The organism is Paenibacillus timonensis, assembly GCF_022427145.1.
Lineage (GTDB): Bacteria > Bacillota > Bacilli > Paenibacillales > Paenibacillaceae > Fontibacillus > Fontibacillus timonensis.
In genome coordinates, this window is sequence record NZ_JAKSXN010000026.1 from 22612 (window position 1) to 39703 (window position 17092).

General features: G+C 57.1%; 13 protein-coding genes and 1 pseudogene. All 14 read left to right on the forward strand.

Annotation, left to right across the window (positions count from 1 at the left end):
- Positions 1–30: 30 nt before the first annotated feature.
- The 14 genes and pseudogenes from MJ257_RS11955 to MJ257_RS12020 all read left to right on the forward strand — a co-directional run bounded on the left by MJ257_RS11955 (position 31) and on the right by MJ257_RS12020 (position 17039).
- Positions 31–1554: pseudogene (locus MJ257_RS11955) on the forward strand (spore germination protein).
- A complete protein-coding gene (locus MJ257_RS11960; RefSeq protein WP_240269454.1) occupies positions 1541–2767 on the forward strand; it encodes a Ger(x)C family spore germination protein in 1227 nt (408 codons plus the stop codon). Before MJ257_RS11955 ends, MJ257_RS11960 begins: the two are co-directional and overlap by 14 nt.
- Positions 2760–2984 (forward strand): hypothetical protein, encoded by a 225-nt coding sequence (locus MJ257_RS11965; protein ID WP_240269455.1) that lies wholly within the window; start codon positions 2760–2762, stop codon positions 2982–2984. Before MJ257_RS11960 ends, MJ257_RS11965 begins: the two co-directional genes overlap by 8 nt.
- A 33-nt stretch (positions 2985–3017) precedes the next feature.
- Positions 3018–4094: a GerAB/ArcD/ProY family transporter gene (locus MJ257_RS11970; protein WP_240269456.1), complete on the forward strand. Its 1077-nt coding sequence runs from the start codon at positions 3018–3020 to the stop codon at positions 4092–4094.
- 87 nt (positions 4095–4181) lie between these two features.
- A complete protein-coding gene (locus MJ257_RS11975; RefSeq protein WP_240269457.1) occupies positions 4182–5030 on the forward strand; it encodes a uroporphyrinogen-III synthase in 849 nt (282 codons plus the stop codon).
- Between the two features lie 64 nt (positions 5031–5094).
- Positions 5095–5403 (forward strand): phasin family protein, encoded by a 309-nt coding sequence (locus MJ257_RS11980; protein ID WP_240269458.1) that lies wholly within the window; start codon positions 5095–5097, stop codon positions 5401–5403.
- 2 nt (positions 5404–5405) lie between these two features.
- On the forward strand, positions 5406–7076 hold the full coding sequence (locus MJ257_RS11985; protein ID WP_240269459.1) for an ABC1 kinase family protein: 1671 nt from the start codon (positions 5406–5408) through the stop codon (positions 7074–7076).
- 90 nt (positions 7077–7166) lie between these two features.
- Positions 7167–8615, forward strand: coding sequence for a DEAD/DEAH box helicase (locus MJ257_RS11990; RefSeq protein ID WP_240269460.1), 1449 nt, complete (start codon positions 7167–7169; stop codon positions 8613–8615).
- Positions 8616–8750: 135 nt separating this feature from the next.
- The gene (locus tag MJ257_RS11995; protein ID WP_240269461.1) at positions 8751–9647 is read left to right on the forward strand and encodes a M15 family metallopeptidase; all 897 of its coding nucleotides are present in this window, start codon (positions 8751–8753) and stop codon (positions 9645–9647) included.
- Positions 9648–9890: 243 nt separating this feature from the next.
- Entirely contained in the window at positions 9891–10754 is an 864-nt protein-coding gene (locus tag MJ257_RS12000; RefSeq protein ID WP_240269462.1) for an ABC transporter ATP-binding protein, read from the forward strand.
- A 14-nt stretch (positions 10755–10768) separates the two neighbouring features.
- Complete coding sequence (locus MJ257_RS12005) at positions 10769–11572, forward strand: (2Fe-2S)-binding protein (RefSeq protein WP_240269463.1); 804 nt, start codon at positions 10769–10771, stop codon at positions 11570–11572.
- A gap of 364 nt (positions 11573–11936) precedes the next feature.
- A complete protein-coding gene (locus MJ257_RS12010; protein WP_240269464.1) occupies positions 11937–13298 on the forward strand; it encodes an FAD-dependent oxidoreductase in 1362 nt (453 codons plus the stop codon).
- 250 nt (positions 13299–13548) lie between these two features.
- Positions 13549–14385: a formate/nitrite transporter family protein gene (locus tag MJ257_RS12015; protein ID WP_240269465.1), complete on the forward strand. Its 837-nt coding sequence runs from the start codon at positions 13549–13551 to the stop codon at positions 14383–14385.
- A gap of 584 nt (positions 14386–14969) precedes the next feature.
- Complete coding sequence (locus MJ257_RS12020; RefSeq protein WP_240269466.1) at positions 14970–17039, forward strand: molybdopterin-containing oxidoreductase family protein; 2070 nt, start codon at positions 14970–14972, stop codon at positions 17037–17039.
- Positions 17040–17092 lie beyond the last annotated feature (53 nt).

A 17092-nucleotide genomic window follows, 5' to 3' on the forward strand; every position in this document is an offset into this window, starting at 1 on the left:
TGAATCGGCAGACCGGCAAGGAGTGTTTCCATGAAGGCCAAGGAACGTAAACAAGAGGACAAAATCAGCCGGGATTTGGCGGAAAATATCAAGCAAGTGAAAACCGTATTCCAGGACTGTTCCGACGTCATCTACCGCGAGCTTCAGTTGACTGAGGATCTTCGCGGACTGCTGGTGTACATCGAAGGGATAATTAAAGTCGAGGACGTTCAGCAGCACATCCTTCGTCCGTTGATCGAGGGTTTGGCGCAACGCCCGGAAGCGGACGGGGATATTTATCCGTTATCCTTCACAAGAGTCTCCCTCAGCCAAACGCAAGCGGCCACCGACTGGCCGGCGGTGATTAACGGGGTATTGACGGCGAACGTCGCCATCTTCGTCGACGGCATGGATGAGGTGCTTCTGTTCAGCGTAAAAGGCGGTTCGCGGCGGAGCGTCCAGGAGCCGCAGACCGAAGCGGTGATCCGCGGTCCGCGCGAGGGCTTCACGGAGTCGCTGCGGATCAATACCGCCTTGATCCGGTTCAAAATCAAAACGGAGAAGCTGAAATTACTCGATATGGTGATCGGAAAGGTCACCAAGACGGACGTCGCGATGGCCTACATCGAAGGCTTGGCCGAGGAGAAGCTGGTCGCGGATGTGAAGGACCGGCTGGAGAGCATCGAGATCGACGGCATTCTGGAAACCGGATATATCGAGGAATGGATCGAGGATAATCCTTCCTCCCCGTTTCCGCAGATGCAGTATTCCGAACGGCCCGACTCGGTCGCCGCCCAACTGCTGGAGGGAAGGATCGCCATCTTTGTGGACGGTACGCCGTTCGTGCTGATCGCGCCGGTGACGTTATGGCAGCTTCTGCAGGCCAGCGAGGATTATTATGAGCGTTATTTCATCAGTAATATGTTCCGCTGGATCCGCATCTTTTTCCTGTTCCTGGCCTTGTTTCTGCCCAGCTTGTACATTGCGGTAACGACATTCCACCAGGATATGCTGCCTTCTACCTTGATCTTGAGCATCGCGGCCTCCCGGGAGGCCATTCCTTTCCCTGCCTTGGTGGAGGCCTTTATCATGGAAATCTCGTTTGAAGCGTTGCGGGAAGCCGGGATTCGTCTGCCGAAGACCGTGGGGCAAGCGGTCAGCATTCTGGGCGCGCTGGTGATCGGCCAAGCCGCGGTGCAGGCCGGAATCGTCTCCGCGCCGATGGTGATCGTCGTCTCGCTGACCGGGATCGCATCCTTTACGATTCCCCGGTTCAGTCTCGCGGTGACGGTTCGCATGCTGCGCTTTCCGATCATGCTGCTGGCCAGCGCATTCGGATTGTTCGGCATCGTGATCGGTGCGATTTGGATCGTCGTTCATTTAACGTAGTTAAAATCGTTTGGCGTTCCCTATATGAACGGCATCGCCCCTTATGAACCGCAGGATACGAAGGATATCTTCAGCCGGGTTCCGATGTGGAAGATGAAGAAGCGGCCTTCCGATGCCAATGGGGGCAATGTCCGGCGGATCGGGAAATCTCGGCCATTGGGGAGTGATTCCAATGAGGGGTGGTAGCATCATCCTTCGAACGGCCGCGTTCCGGCTGCGGCTTACCCTTGCCGTTCTGCTGCCTTCCCTAGGCCTCACCGGCTGTTGGGATCGCATCGAAGTGAACGATGTGGCCTTTGTCCTGGCGACCTCGACGGATATGGAACAGGGCCAAGTTCGCTCCACGGCCCAAATCGCCTTGCCCAGCTCCTTGGGGGGGGCCGGCAGCCAAGGCGGTGGGGGCGGGACATCGGGCAGCAAAACGTACTTGATGGTTTCTCAAACGGCGCCTACGCCCTATCAGGCGAATAAGTCCATTCAAAGCAACTTATCACGGATACTCAACTTTTCGCACCGACGCGTAACGATTATCGGAGAGGAATTCGCCAGATCAGGAATCGGAGGGCTGATCGACGTGTTAGCCCGTTTTCCGCAAAACCGCTTGACCACATATGTGATATTGAGCCGAGGTCCGGGGTATAAACTGCTAGGGGTCGACGCTCCGATTGAGCAATCCCCTTCGGAAATGATTCGTGAACTGGCCAAGTCGGCTATGAAGGAGCCGGTTTGTGTCCAAAGCCTGGCGAACACCTTGCTGACCGAAGGCATCGATTTGGCCCTTCCGGTGATGGAAACCAAGGAAAGTGTTCCTCAAAAAGTCGGCAACGGGCAAAGCTTGATCAAGATAGATGGAATGGGCTTATTTCGCGGCGACAAGCTGTCGGGATATCTTCCTTCGACGCAGGCTCAAATGGCTTTGATGGCGATGGGGCAAGCGATGAATCCCAAAGTGACGGTCACGATGAATGAGGAGCGTCCGCATGAGGCGGTTACGGTCGTGTTAACCCAAACCGGTACAAGGATCCGACCTCATTTAAAGGGCTCGAAAATTTCGTTTGATGTTGTGGTGAGGGCCAGAGGGTTCGTCTTGGAGAATACGACCCGACAAGATATCCAGTCCACGATGATGGAGATCGTAGAGAAAAGCTGCAACGAATATGTGACCGAGGGGATCCAAGCGGCTATTCATGAGGCAATCCGAAAAAACCGGTCCGACATCTTCGGCTTTGGCGTCGCTTTTAATAACAAGTACCCTTCCGAATGGAAGAGGATTCATCGTCAATGGCATGACATGCTGCCGGAAGTCGACGTGAATGTCCGTACGGACATTCATTTGGAAAGCAGTGGAGAATTAATCAACTCGGTTGGAGTGAGGGAGGATCGTCTCGAAAATGACTAGTACCCATATCTCGTTTCTGCTGCTGATCGCTTTCAGCTGCTGGCGGGACAGGGAGGCGCTGCGGGAGGGAGGGGCGCTGAGCCGATGGACATTTTATTTGGTCATCGCGGTGTCCTTCGGGATTGTGGTCTATGTAACATGGGCCTCTCGCGTCTTCTATCCGACGGATTGGCTGAGCCGGGTGCTTGGGCCGTTGCTGCCGTTTCATAAACTATGAAACCCGACCGAATATGGAGGAGTGTGCCCCGTCATGAAAATAACCAAACGGCAAATCGTTCTGCTCGGGATCCTGTACATCGGATCGATTTCGTACCTGCAGACGTTCTCTCTAGCGACTCAAGCGGCGCACCAGCACGCCGTAATGAGTTATATCGCGGGCGGGCTGATTAGCCTTACGGCATTGTGGCTGGTGTCCACGACCCTGAAGCGATTCTCCGATCGCAATTTGCTGCAGGCCCTAACCGGCCGGTTTCCTATTCTCGGCAGGGCGCTGCTGGTACTGTACCTTCTGTTTCTGCTGTTCGTTTGCGCGAGAGACATCCGAATCATCTCGGATTTCACCAATACGGTGCTGCTCAACCGGACGCCGATCCCGATTCTCGGATTGATGGTTACCGCCACGGCGGTTTACATTTGCCAGGGGGGAATTCGGGCTTTTCTGGGTCTCAGCGAAATTTACATTCCGATTTTTATCGGCGCTGTGTTTTTTATTGTCTTGGTATTGGCGCGTGATCTGCACCTCTCTTACCTGGTTCCTTACTTCTCGCTGGATTGGTCCGGTATCATGAAGGGGACCTGGTTCGTTTTCCCGTATCAGGCCGAAATCCTGGCGCTTCCGCTCGTGATCTCCGGAAAATATTATAAGGCCACGGCAGGTTATGTCAGCCTAGCCATAGGCAGCGCCTTGATGATGGTGCTGCTGCTGAATACGCAAATGGTACTGGGCATTCCTTTGGTCGGAAAATTGATTCATCCCGGTTACGAGATGATCCGCCAAATCCAGATCACCGATTTTATCGACCGCTTCGATTTGCTGTTAATGGCTCTGTGGTATCCGACGGCTTTGGGTAAAATCGCTTTCGATCTCTACGTGCTGTGCTACACCGTGCAAATCGTCGTCCCCAAGCTGTCCGGCCGCCTGATGACGGCCCCCGCCGGCGCGCTTGCTTTTGCCTGCTCGATCTGGTTCTTCAGAAATGCGCTGCAGCAATTTCATTTTAACTTCGTGTTTCCGTTAATTGCTTTCGCTTTTCACATTGCCCTTCCGGTCTTGTTCTTTGCGGTGCTGCGTCCGCGCCGGGGGAAACCGGAACCAAAGGCGGGCTAACTCGCATAGGCCGAAAAGGCAATTTACTTCGCCCTCTCCGTCGTATAAGCTGAAGGTAGCTAATAGGATAAACCTGGGAGGGATACAATGGCAAGGAGACTGGAAGGGAAAAGAGTGGCGTTGACCGGGCCCCGCCGGGCGGAGGAATTGGGCAAGCTAGTAGAGAACATGGGCGGTACTCCGCTGTATCGTCCGGCGCAAGGAACGGTGCTTCTGGACGATCAAGCCTTGCGAAGCGGCATTGTCGACTGGGTGGAGCATCCGCCGGACTGGTCCATTTTTACGACGGGGATGGGACTGGATGCGTTGTTCGACATGGCCGGGGAGATGGGCGTCGCCGAGCAGTTGCGGGAGCATCTGCGGGTGGGGAAGATTGCGGCTCGGGGCTACAAGACGGTAAATGCCCTGAAAAAGCGGGAATTGACGCCGATCGTTCGCGACGATGACGGCAGTACGGGAGGGCTTATTCGCGGGCTGGCGGAACACGAGCTCCGCGGAGCCACCGTGTTGCTGCAGCTGCACGGGGATCCGGCCCCACGCTTGGTGGCCTGGCTGGAGGAACAGGGGGCGGAATGCCGGCAGCTTCTACCGTACCGGCATATCGCTCCTCCTGCAGAGGCGTTGGAGCAGCTCTTGAACGATATCCTGGCCGGGGAGGTCGATGCCGTGACGTTTACAAGCGGCCCGCAAGTGCGGTTCCTGATGGAGCACGCGGATCGCCAGGGACGTCTCGCGGCCTTAATGGACGCCCTGGAGGGGCCGGTATTGGCGGTGGCCGTGGGCAAAGTGACGGCAGCCGGGCTGTATGAGGCCGGGGTGCCCCGGGTGCTGGCTCCCAAGGAAGAACGCATGGGCAGCATGATGGTTGAGTTGGCCCGTTATTATGCGGGCGAAGCCGAGCCTCTCTTTGCAAACACGCTCGGCGGGGATGAATAACGAGCCTAAATGGGTAATGATAAGGATAGGAACACCAAACCTCGGATGGAAAGGATGATGGGTAATGAGCGATTTGCTGAAAAAAGCGATTTCCCTGGGATGGGGTTTGACGATCATGAGCAAGGAGAAAGTCGAAAGCATCGTGGATGATTTGGTGAAACGCGGCGAACTGGCTCCTTCCGAATCGAAACAGCTGGTGGAGAGGCTGATTGACCGCGGCGCCGAGGAACAAAGCAGGTTCAAAGAGTTGGTGAATGAGCAAGTCCGGTCCGCGCTGCAGAGCATGGGCCTGGCCTCGGCCAAAGAGGTGGAGGAATTGACGCGGCGGGTAGCGGAGCTGGAGATTAAGCTCGCCGAGATGCAGCAGCCTTAACGATGAGCAGCTTTGTCCGTCATACCGGCCGTTATCGTGAAATCGCCATGGCGTTAGGGCGCCATGGCTTTGGCTATTTAGCCGAGGAAATCGGCCTGACCCGGCTGATCCGCTTGCCGCTGCGACGGTTACGCAAATCCGAGCCGGGTACGCGGACTTTGGCCGAGCGAATCCGGCTCGTTCTGGAGGAGCTGGGTCCGACCTTCGTAAAGGTCGGGCAGTTGGCCAGCACGCGCTCGGATTTGCTGCCGGAGGCGATCATTCAAGAACTCGTCAAGCTGCAAGACCAGGTTCCGCCGTTTCCGGCCGAGGAGGCCCGTGCCATTCTGGAGGCGGAGCTGCACCAGCCTCTTGCGGAGCTGCTCCAAAGCTTCGAAGAGACGCCGCTGGCCGCGGCTTCGATCGGCCAAGTGCACCGGGCTCGCCTCATCACGGGCGAACCGGTCGCGATCAAAATCCAGCGGCCCGGGATCACCCCGGTGATCGAGCTGGATCTCGACATTCTGCAGCACCTGACGACGCTGGCGAACAAACGATGGTCCTGGGTCTCTCGGTATCAAATTCCCCAGATGGTCGAGGAATTCGCCCGATCCATCCGCGCGGAGCTGGATTACGGTTTTGAGGGCCGGAACATGGAGAAGATCCGCAGGCAATTCAAGGCGGATGAGGGGATTTACATCCCTGGGGTACATTGGTCCCTCACGACCTCCCGCGTGCTGACGATGGATTTCGTAGAGGGGGAGCATCTCAACCGTTTACTGGCGATCGATGAGCTGGGGTACGACCGCAAGGAGCTGGCGGAGCGCCTGGTCAACGCGCTGCTGCGGCAGATCTTCGAGGGCGGCTTCTTTCATGCCGACCCCCATCCCGGCAACCTGCTGGTGACACGGGAAGGCAAACTGGCTTTTATCGACTTCGGCATGGTTGGGCGGCTTAGCGGGGAGATGAAGGACCATTTGTCGTCGCTGGTGATCGCCTTGATGCGGCGAAGCACCGAAGGCATGGTGCGCGCGATCCTGCGTATGGGCCTTGTCGGGGACGATGCCGATACGGCCGGGCTGCGAATGGACCTGGAACGGCTCCGCGAACGCTATTACGATATCCCGTTCGCGGAGATTCAGATCGGCCAGGCCTTGCATGACCTGTTCGCGACGGCCCAGAAACATCAAGTGGTGCTGCCCGCCGACCTCCTGCTGCTTGGCAAAGCGCTGTTGACCGTCGAAGGGGTGGCGCTGGCGCTCGACCCCGAGCTTCGCATCCTGGATATGGCGGAGCCCTTCGGGCGCAAGCTGCTGCGCGAGAAGTACGCCGCGCGCCGGCTCGGCAAGAAGCTGTTTGACGAAGCCGCCGAGCTGACGGATTCGCTGGTTGACCTTCCGCAGCAGGTACGCAAGCTCTCGAGCACGCTGGCTCGCGGCAAGCTGAAAATGGACATGAACGTGCCGGAGATGGAGCAGTTTCTCCGCAAGCTGGACCAGATCAGCAACCGCTTGTCGTTTAGCATCGTGTTGCTGGCGTTCAGCATTATTATGGTCGGCCTCATCATCGGCTCTTCTCTATCTCGGATGCCGACCCTGCTCTGGGACATTCCCGCGATCGAAATCGGCTTCGTCGTGGCGACGTTGATGTTCTTGTGGCTGCTGTTTTCCATCTTCCGGTCGGGAAGGTTCTAAGGATGTGTTACAATAAGAAAGCTGATTTTAAGGCACCCTCGCGCAACGTGAAGTTAAACGCTGCACGATAAGAATATGAGGTGAAACCTGTTGACGACTTTTGAAAGTTTAAATCTATCGCCCGTCTTGCTCCGCAAGCTGCAGGGACAAGGCATCGTAAATCCTACGCCGGTGCAGTCTGCGGCGATCCCCGTGCTGCAGTCCGGCGAAGATGCCATCGTGCAGGCGCAGACCGGCACGGGCAAGACCCTGGCCTTCCTGCTGCCGATTCTGGAGAAGATCCGGCCTGATCGCCCCGAGGCGCAGGCGCTGATCATTACCCCGACGCGGGAACTGGCGATTCAAATTACCGCGGAGGCCCGCAAGCTGGCGGAGGCCCGCGAGGGATTGTCCGTGTTGGCCGCTTACGGCGGCCAGGACGTGGAGCGGCAACTGCGCAAGCTGAAGAATGGCGCTCAGCTGGTCATCGGCACGCCGGGCCGGCTGCTCGATCATTTGCGCCGGGGCTCCCTGACATTGGGGGCCGTCCGCATGCTGGTGCTGGATGAAGCGGACCAGATGCTGCATATGGGTTTTTTGGCCGAAGTAGAGGAGATCATTTCGCTCGTTCCGCGCAGCCGCCAGACGATGTTGTTCTCGGCGACGATGCCGGACAATGTCAAGCGCTTGGCCAAGGCTTATATGGACAAGCCGCGGGATATCCGGATCGCGGAAACCTCGCGCGTTACGCTGGACAGCATCCGGCAGATCCTGGTGGAGTGCACGGACCGGACGAAACAAAGCGCGCTGATCGAGACGATCCGCAGCCAGCGCCCGTATTTGGCCGTGATTTTCTGCCGCACGAAGCGCCGGGCCAGTACGTTGAATGAGGCGCTGCAGGCCGCGGGCTTCCAGTCGGACGAGCTGCACGGCGACCTCTCGCAGGCGAAGCGCGAGCAGGTGATGCGCGCGTTCCGCGACGCGAAGCTGGAGCTCCTGGTCGCGACGGACGTGGCGGCGCGCGGGATCGACGTGGAAGGCGTCACCCACGTCTTCAACTACGACATTCCGCACGATGTGGACAGCTACATCCACCGCATCGGGCGGACCGGCCGCGCCGGGGAGAAAGGCGTGGCCGTCACGTTTGCGGCGCCGAAGGACATGGAGGCGCTGCGCCTGATCGAGCGGGGCATCGGCCGCAAGCTGGAGCGGCAGCGCTACGAGAAGAGCGGCGCCGGTTCGGGCGCCGAGAAGATCGTCGCCGTAGGCCGCACCGGTGCGGGTGCGGACAAGGCGGGCGGCACGAGCCGCCGCAGCCGCGATGAGCGCGGCGGCGCACAGCGCCCGGCCGGCCGCCGCAGCGATGCGGGCGGTGGGCGAGGCCGCTCGGCCGGCGGCGCAGGGGCGCCGGCCAAAGGAGGCCGCGGCGCGGACAGCCGCCGCGGCGATGGTGCGCGCGCTCAGCGCGGCTCCGCCGGGGGCGCCTCGCGCGCGCAAGGGCCGGGCCGCCGCGGAGAGAGCGAGCGCGGCGGCGGAGGGCGCGGGCGCCGGGGACGTTAACCCGGCGCCCCCGCTATTTTCCATGTAACTTCTTGCTCGCAGGATGCGTTTAAAGGATAGGAACAAAGAACAAAACATACCGGGGTGCCCCATGATGCATCATGCCGAGGCACCTGCCTTAGGGGAGGAACCAGGATGTACAGCAAGAAAGGCGCGGTAACCGTGGCGGTAGCGCTGATGTTGACGGCGGTTTTATTCGCGGGCTGCGGGAAGCAAGCGGCGGACGCTCCGCAGACGCCGGAGCAGAACGGCACGAACGCGGCTGCCGGATCGAACGTCGATTCAGGAAATGCTGCCGCAAACGGTGGCGGCGCCGAGGGGAATCAAACGGCGGGTGACAACAACGCAACAAATGACGGCAATGCCGGAAACGGGGATTCCGCCGCTCAAACGCCGGACCCTGCCGGTTCAGAGAACGGCAGCGGGGGGGACCGAACGGCGATGGCCGACCCGGAGAGCGTGGCGGTGCTGATCAACAAGCAGTTTGCCCTGCCGGATGAATACGAGCCGAAGGATCTGGTTTACCCGGACGTTCGTTTCACATTCAAAGACAAAATCGAAAAACGCATGATGCGCAAAGAAGCGGCTAGCGCGCTCGAGGAGCTGTTCGCAGGAGCCGAGAAAGATGGCATCTATCTGGCCGGCGTATCGGCGTACCGTTCGCATAGTACCCAGACGGCCCTGTTTAACCGTTATGTGGAGAAGGACGGCGAAGAAGTGGCCAAGACCTACAGCGCCGTGCCCGGCCACAGCGAGCATGAGACGGGATTAGCCATCGACGTATCGGGCAGCGATGGGAAATGCGCGGCGGAAAGCTGCTTCGGCGACACGAAGGAAGCGGCTTGGCTGGCAGACCATGTAACCGAATACGGATTTATCATTCGTTATCCGGAAGGCAAGGAAGACATTACCGGCTATAAATATGAGCCATGGCACCTACGCTATGTAGGGAAAGAAATCGCAGCCGATATCGGGGAACGGAACATCACGCTGGAAGAATACTACGATGCCGTGCCGGTTTCGGGTCAGTAATTTTTTGAGGACCGCCCAGAACTGTGGGCTGTGAGGGGAAAGACGCCTGCAGGGCGTCTTTTTTATGATTTCAGCAGATGCTGCGACCATCTAAAATTAACAGTTGACAGCTGATAATGATTATCAGTATCTTTAAGAAGATGAAGTTTACATGAATTCATGATGAAGCCGTTAACCGGATTCTTATTTTAAGATGATACATTTGGCGGGTTTATTCAGTTGGACACGGAAAGGAAGAGTGCCATGGTCTCCTTAAAAACTTCGCATCTGGACATTGCCTATGAGGATCGTCTGATTGTCGAAGATTTAAACATTTCGATTCCCGAGGGGAAAATCACGGCGTTGGTCGGAGCGAACGGCTCCGGCAAATCGACGGTCCTGAAAACGATGGCCCGGATCCTTCAGCCGAAGTCCGGCAGCGTGCTGCTGAACGGCAAGTCGATCCACAAGCAGTCGACGCGGGAAGTGGCCAAACAGCTGGCCATTCTTCCGCAAAACCCGACCGCCCCGGAGGGGTTGACGGTATATGAGCTTGTATCTTACGGGCGTTTTCCGCATCAAAAAGGGTTCGGCGGTCTGAAGTCCGAGGACCGGAACATCGTGGAATGGGCGATCGAAGCGACCCGCATGACCGAGTTCAGCGATCGGGCCCTGGAGCAGTTGTCCGGCGGACAGCGGCAGCGGGCGTGGATTGCGATGGCGCTGGCACAGGAAACGGATATCCTGTTCCTTGACGAACCCACGACGTTCCTGGATATGGCGCATCAGCTGGAAGTGCTGCAACTGCTCGAGGAGCTCAACGCCACTTCCAACCGTACGATCGTGATGGTCGTCCATGACCTGAACCATGCCGCCCGTTACGCTCATTACATGATCGCGATCAAGCAAGGCCAGGCGGTCGCTTCCGGCACGCCGGAAGAGGTCGTCACCTCCAACGTGCTGCGCGACGTGTTTGGCATCGAGGCGGACATCGTCACCGATCCGCGGAGCGGCGTGCCGCTGTGTCTCCCTTACGAACTGTACAAGGCGGCATCCGAAGGTAAAGTACGCAAAGGCAAAAACGATGGACCGGAAGAGGCTTCGCCCAAAGTAGTCTCGTTCCTGTAACGGAGGAACCGGTCATGAGTATAGATTATCAGCTGCTCGAGCAGCAATTGGGAATCGTCACGCACAAACGAACGGATGCGCTGTTCACGATGCCGGCCGCTAAGCTGTTGGATCGTGGACAGCTGGTTGCTTTTTTGGAATTGTATCAGGAGAAGATCAAGGGGCTTGACCTTCAGGTGTCGGCGACTTATTTCGCTACGAGCTGGCGGGTTGTGTGCGCGGCGCTGCAATACATGGTGTCCGCGACGCCGGGCAGGCTCCATTTTGCGTTGGGAAACTTAACGATTCAACTCGTGATGGTAAACGGGTTTCCTTGGGTTTATTTTGTGCTGAACGATAAGTCGGAACAGCCTTGGTCAGGCGGGGATCATTCAGCTTCTCGAGTAAACGAGCTCAGCCGTTTCTATGGCGAGGTGCTGCGTCCGGTCATGGAGAGCGTCGCCGCAGTTTCGGGATTGCCGGTGGCCCAATTATGGGGTCAACTGCCGTTGGGCGTCCAATTTTACGTGAACGCGGTTGCCGAACGTCTGGACGATGAAGCTTCGCGTTATCGGCTTATGAAGGATTATGAGCTCGTTAAGCAGATGCCGGGGGAGGCGTTTGGCCTGAGACGCAATCCTTATCAGATCAAGGAAATCCTGCTGGATGATCCTTATCGGCCAGGCGAGAAGTCGCCGATGAAACCGACCTGTTGCTTGGCTTACCGGACGGATAGCGGACATGGATACTGTTACGGATGTCCTAAACTCTCGAAGTCGGAACGAGAGGCCAAATACGCCGAGATTCGGGAACAGCTTACTGCGGCTCAAGCGCAGTGATGCGCCGGCTTCCGCTGAGGAATGCTGGGAATATGGGCGGAATTCGAATAACAAGCACTTGGCAGTCCTGAAGGAAGCTTCAGGATTCTGGCCAAGTGTTTTTTTATTAAACCGCCCCCTCGACCTTCCAGCGTAACATTCGAAGTGGCCGGGAAACCTGAGAAAGGCTCGATTCGGAAATTTAAATTGTGAATATTTAAAAAATTGTCCTTTACCTCTTGCAATGTGAAAAAAGTCACACTATAATAAAGGACATGAGGTGAAAGTTTTCACAACCTAGCAATTTTATAAGTGACAAAATTCACAAAAAAATTCGTTATCTATGACAAATTACAAGCAACGACTTCTGGAGGAGGAAGAAATCATGAAAGTAGCAGTTATCGGATGTACCCATGCAGGCACGGCGGCGATCGTCAACACGGCAAAACTTTACCCGGACGCGGAAATCACTGTTTATGAACGGAACGACAACATTTCGTTTCTGTCTTGCGGCATCGCCTTATACGTGGGGGGAATGGTGAAGGATCCGCAGGGGTTGTTCTACTCCTCGCCGCAGCAGTTGGCCGAACTTGGGGTAACTACGAAGATGCGGCATGAAGTAGTATCGGTCGATACGGATGCCAAAACGCTTCAAGCCCGGAATTTGGAGTCCGGCGAAGTGTTCGAAGATACGTTCGACAAGCTGATCGTGACAACCGGGTCGTGGCCGATCGTACCGAAGTTCGAGGGCAGCGACCTGGAGAACATCGTACTTTCGAAGAACTTCAACCACTCCAACACGATCATCGAAAAAGCGCAGCAAGCAGAGCGTATCGTGGTGGTTGGGGCCGGCTACATCGGCGTGGAGTTGGTGGAAGCGTTCCAGTTGAACGGCAAGCAAGTGACGCTGATTGATGCGGAGGACCGCATTTTGAGTAAATACCTTGATCCGGAATACACGGACAAGATTGAGCAATCGCTCCGCGAACATGGCATCGAGCTGGCCTTGGGCCAAAAAGTCATGCGCTTCGAGGGCAAGAACGGGAAAGTGGCCAACGTCATCACGGACAAAGGCGCTTACGCCGCCGACCTCGTGATTATGTGCATCGGGTTCCGCCCTAACACGGAGCTGCTGAAAGGGCAAGTCGACATGCTGGGCAACGGCGCGATCATCGTAGACGAATACATGCGCACCAGCAAGCAGGACGTGTACGCAGCGGGCGACAGCTGCGCAGTATTCTATAACCCGACGGGCAAACACGCGTATATTCCGTTGGCTACGAACGCCGTTCGAATGGGCACGCTGGTGGCACGCAACCTGGTAGCGCCAACCGTGAAGTATATGGGTACCCAAGGCACATCGGGGATTAAAATTTACGAGGATAATATCGCGGGGACCGGGCTGACGGAAGCGGCGGCGAGAGAGGCCGGACTGGAAGCCGAAGCGGTATTCATCACCGATAACTATCGGCCGGAATTCATGCCAACCCACGAACCAGTCATGCTGAAGGTGGTCTACGAAAAGAACACCCGCCGAATTCTCGGGGCGCAAATCATGTCGAAAGTGGACCTGACCCAGTCGATCAACACGATTTCGGTTTGCATTCAAAACGGCATGAAGATGGAAGAACTCGCGTTTGTCGATTTCTTCTTCCAGCCACATTACAACAAACCGTGGAATTTCCTGAACAGCGCGGGTTTGGGGGCGCTGCCGGAAGTTCCAAAGCGGGAGACCGTTCACGTTTAACGGCGACGACACGCGCATAAAATTTTAACTTCCTAGCCGGCCGAACGGGGCGATTGCGATTGCCTCCTTTGGCCGGCTTTTTTTGCTCAAAGGGCGACAGGTTTGCTTTGATGTGAAAAATTTCACCATATGAAAACGCTATCGTGATCTATGTTACTTATCCGGGGCAAATCGGCAGGCTACAATAGACACGGATCAAAAGCAAGGATGACAAGCAACAAGTCAAGCGATATAAAAAGGAGACTGGATCATGGCTTACTATAAACCTGCGCAAATTGCCGACGTAACCGTGGAAAATGGGATCAAAAAAGCGCATAATCCTTTGTTGACCGTACTGATTCTCGGTTTTTTGGGCGGGGCGTTCATTGCCCTCGGCTTTCTGCTCGATATCCGCGTCATCAGCAGTGCTCCGGCGGAATGGGGCAGCATTGCTACCTTCATCGGCGCCGCGGTGTTCCCGATCGGGCTGATTCTCGTACTGCTGGCGGGCGGAGAGCTCTTAACCGGCAATATGATGGCCGTCCCGTTAGCGCGTATGGCAGGGCGGATTTCTACCGGGGACATGTTCAAGAACCTCGTACTCATTACTTTGAGCAACTTCGTTGGCGCTTTGTTCGTCGCTTACTTTTTTGGGCATGTGGTTGGTTTGACGTCCAGCGGCCCTTATCTCGATAAGCTGGTAGACATGGCCGGCCATAAGCTGGATGACAACTTCCTGCAAGCGTTCGTATCCGGCATCGGCTGCAACTGGTTGGTTGCTTTGGCGGTATGGCTCTCTTACGGCGCAGATAACATGAGCGGCAAAATCCTCGGCATCTGGTTCCCGACCATGGCGTTTGTTGCCATCGGTTTCCAGCACGTAGTCGCCAACATGTTCCTGATCCCGGCGGCGATTTTTGAAGGATATTACTCCTGGGGCGAGTATTTGAAGAACTTCGTACCGGTTTGGCTGGGCAATCTGACGGGCGGCGCCATCTTCGTGGCTGCGGCGTATTGGACCGCCTATTTGAAGGACAAAGGACATAAGGACGCACCGGCCACCGAGCATGCAACTTCTGCATCCGCACCAGTAAGCAAAACCGTCTAGTTCGGAAAATATCTGGCGTTAATCTTTAACCGCTTCTCTTTCCGGGGAGGCGGTTTTTTGCGTTGTCCGTCTGTGGGGGGAGGGTGCGAATCTCGAAAAGTGTCGTCGGGCCGCGTTTTGCACCATTATCCCGTTTAATCAGGTATCCAAAGTAACGAGCTAGATAAGCTTCCGGTAGGAAATAGATCGCGTAAAGTGAACGAGTCGCTTTGAGGCAGATCAGTCAGCCGCATTGCCGAGATGCCGTCGGGAGGAATAACTCCAGCACTTGGAACCACAACCGACTTCGTCTGCCCGCGCTGTGCTCACACCCGGTGCAGCCGTCTGCCCCAGTTGATTTGTAAAGTCTAAGTCTAACATCATCACTACTGCACCTGAACAAAAGGGATAATCGTGCAAAGGGGTGGGCAGAGTGCAAGTTGGTTCGGGATACAAGGCGCAGGGTGTAGGTGCAGGATGTCTGTATTAGGATACAGGAACAGAATACAGGAAGCTGGATGAAGGTCCGTAAGGAAATTCACGCCGGGGGTTTACGCAGGGGACCGTTTTTTCTTACAATAAGCTACAGACAGGAGGGGTGGAACATGATCCATGAACCCAATGGGGTGTTTCCTGCGGTGTGTCCGCTGGATTGTCCCGATACGTGCAGCTTGCTGCTCCATAAAGAGAACGGAAAAATCGTCAAGGTGACCGGCAACCCCGATCACCCGATTACGCAAGGCGCAATCTGCAACAAGGTCCGCAATATGACGGAACGGGTCTACCATCCCGAGCGGGTCCTTTATCCCCTGAAACGCGTTGGAGCCAAGGGGGAAGGGAAGTTTGAACGCATCACCTGGGACGAAGCGGTCCAGGAGATCGCGGGACGCTACAAAACGCTGATTCGTGAGCACGGGGCGGAGTCGATCCTGCCGTACAGTTTTTACGGCAATATGGGGTTTTTAAGCGTCGACGGCATGGACCGGCGGTTCTTCAACCGATTGGGCGCGACGCAGCTGCAACAAGGCATATGCAATTCCGCGGGCAACGCGGGTTGGAGATATACGATGGGATTCGGCGGCGGGACGAGCCCGGAAGACACGGTCAAGGCGAAGCTGATTATCGTGTGGGGCGGCAATCTCGTCAGCACGAACATGCATCAGGTCGCCCTGATCGAAAAAGCCCGCAAACAAGGCGCGCAGCTCGTCGTCATCGACGTGCACCGCAACCGGACGGGTCAGCGGGCCGACTGGTTCATCCCGCTGTATCCCGGCACGGACGGCGCGCTGGCGCTCGGAATGATGCACGTGTTGTTCGAGCGCGGCCTGGTGGATGAAGCGTTCCTGGAACGCTATACGTTTGGTCATGCCGAGCTGCGCGAGCACGTGAAGCAGTATACGCCGGAGCGCGTGGCGGAGATTACCGGCGTGCCGGCCGGAACGATCGTGAAGCTGGCCGTTCTGTATGGCGAAACTTCGCCCGCCTACATCCATATCGGCAATGGCCTGCAGCACCACGACAACGGCGGCATGACGGTCCGTACGATCAGCTGCCTGCCGGCGCTCACCGGACAATGGTTGGTGCCGGGCGGCGGCGCGTTCAAGTCCAACGGGGCATACGGCAAGATGAACGCGGCCGCGCTCGAGCGTCTCGACCTGCGGCCGAACCCGGGCGTGCGTACGGTAAGCATGAACCAGCTGGGGGACGTGCTGTTAACGCTGGATCCGCCGATCCGCGCCCTGTATGTTTATTGCTCGAATCCGGCGGTCGTGGCTCCGGATACGGGCAAGGTGGAGCAAGGCCTCATGCGCGAGGACCTGTTCACCGTCGTGCACGATCTGTTCCTGACGGACACGGCGAAGTACGCCGATATCGTGCTGCCGGCGACGTCTTCTTTTGAAAATACGGATCTATACGGTTCTTATTGGCATCATTATATCCAGCTTCAGGAGCCGGTCATCGCGCCTCGGGGCGAAAGCAAAAGCAATGTCGAAACGTTCAAGTTGCTGGCGGCGGCAATGGGATTCGAGGATGAGGCCTTCCGCGACACGGAGGAAGACATGATCCGGCAGGCGCTGGATTTCCGGCACAATCCTTACCTTGAAGGCGTTACGCTGGAGAAGCTGAAGGAGCAGCGGGCGGTGAAACTGAACATGGAGCCGCAGCAAACCTGGCTTGATCGCCTGCCGACGCCGTCGCGGAAGATTGAGCTGTACTCCGCCACGCTGGAGCGGGCCGGACTGCCGCCGCTGCCGACGTATGTACCGCTGGTGGAAGGCTATGATGGCGAACGCCGTCCCGGCAAGGACGCGTCATACCCGCTGATGTTCGTTTCGCCGCCGAACCACAGCTTCCTCAACTCCACGTTCGGCAATGTGGAGAAGCTGACGGCGCTGGAAAAAAGCCCGCTACTGCAGATTCACCCCGATGACGCAGCCGCTCGCGGGATTTCGGATGGCGACGAGGTTACCGTGTGGAACGATCGCGGCAGTTACGACGTCAGGGCTTCCGTCACCGACAAAATGTTGCCGGGTACGGTCGTCAGCCAAGGGCTGTGGTGGCAGCAAGAAGGCGGAAAGCGCACGCGCGCGAATGCCTTAACGCCGGACCGGTTGGCCGATATGGGCGGCGGGGCGGTGTTCTTTTCCACCGTCGTTGATGTAAAGCGGCGATAGATGTACTTGCCTGACTTGCGCTTTTAGGCGATACTAGTGTAATCTGGGCGTTG

Bases quoted from the DNA above. Each gene is read 5' to 3' on its own strand.
- MJ257_RS11995 (WP_240269461.1), top strand. From the start codon at position 8,751: ATGTACAGCAAGAAAGGCGCGGTAACCGTGGCGGTAGCGCTGATGTTG.
- MJ257_RS11980 (WP_240269458.1), top strand. From the start codon at position 5,095: ATGAGCGATTTGCTGAAAAAAGCGATTTCCCTGGGATGGGGTTTGACG.
- MJ257_RS11970 (WP_240269456.1), top strand. From the start codon at position 3,018: ATGAAAATAACCAAACGGCAAATCGTTCTGCTCGGGATCCTGTACATC.
- MJ257_RS12020 (WP_240269466.1), top strand. From the start codon at position 14,970: ATGATCCATGAACCCAATGGGGTGTTTCCTGCGGTGTGTCCGCTGGAT.
- MJ257_RS12005 (WP_240269463.1), top strand. From the start codon at position 10,769: ATGAGTATAGATTATCAGCTGCTCGAGCAGCAATTGGGAATCGTCACG.
- MJ257_RS12010 (WP_240269464.1), top strand. From the start codon at position 11,937: ATGAAAGTAGCAGTTATCGGATGTACCCATGCAGGCACGGCGGCGATC.
- MJ257_RS11960 (WP_240269454.1), top strand. From the start codon at position 1,541: ATGAGGGGTGGTAGCATCATCCTTCGAACGGCCGCGTTCCGGCTGCGG.
- MJ257_RS12015 (WP_240269465.1), top strand. From the start codon at position 13,549: ATGGCTTACTATAAACCTGCGCAAATTGCCGACGTAACCGTGGAAAAT.
- MJ257_RS12000 (WP_240269462.1), top strand. From the start codon at position 9,891: ATGGTCTCCTTAAAAACTTCGCATCTGGACATTGCCTATGAGGATCGT.
- MJ257_RS11985 (WP_240269459.1), top strand. From the start codon at position 5,406: ATGAGCAGCTTTGTCCGTCATACCGGCCGTTATCGTGAAATCGCCATG.
- MJ257_RS11975 (WP_240269457.1), top strand. From the start codon at position 4,182: ATGGCAAGGAGACTGGAAGGGAAAAGAGTGGCGTTGACCGGGCCCCGC.
- MJ257_RS11965 (WP_240269455.1), top strand. From the start codon at position 2,760: ATGACTAGTACCCATATCTCGTTTCTGCTGCTGATCGCTTTCAGCTGC.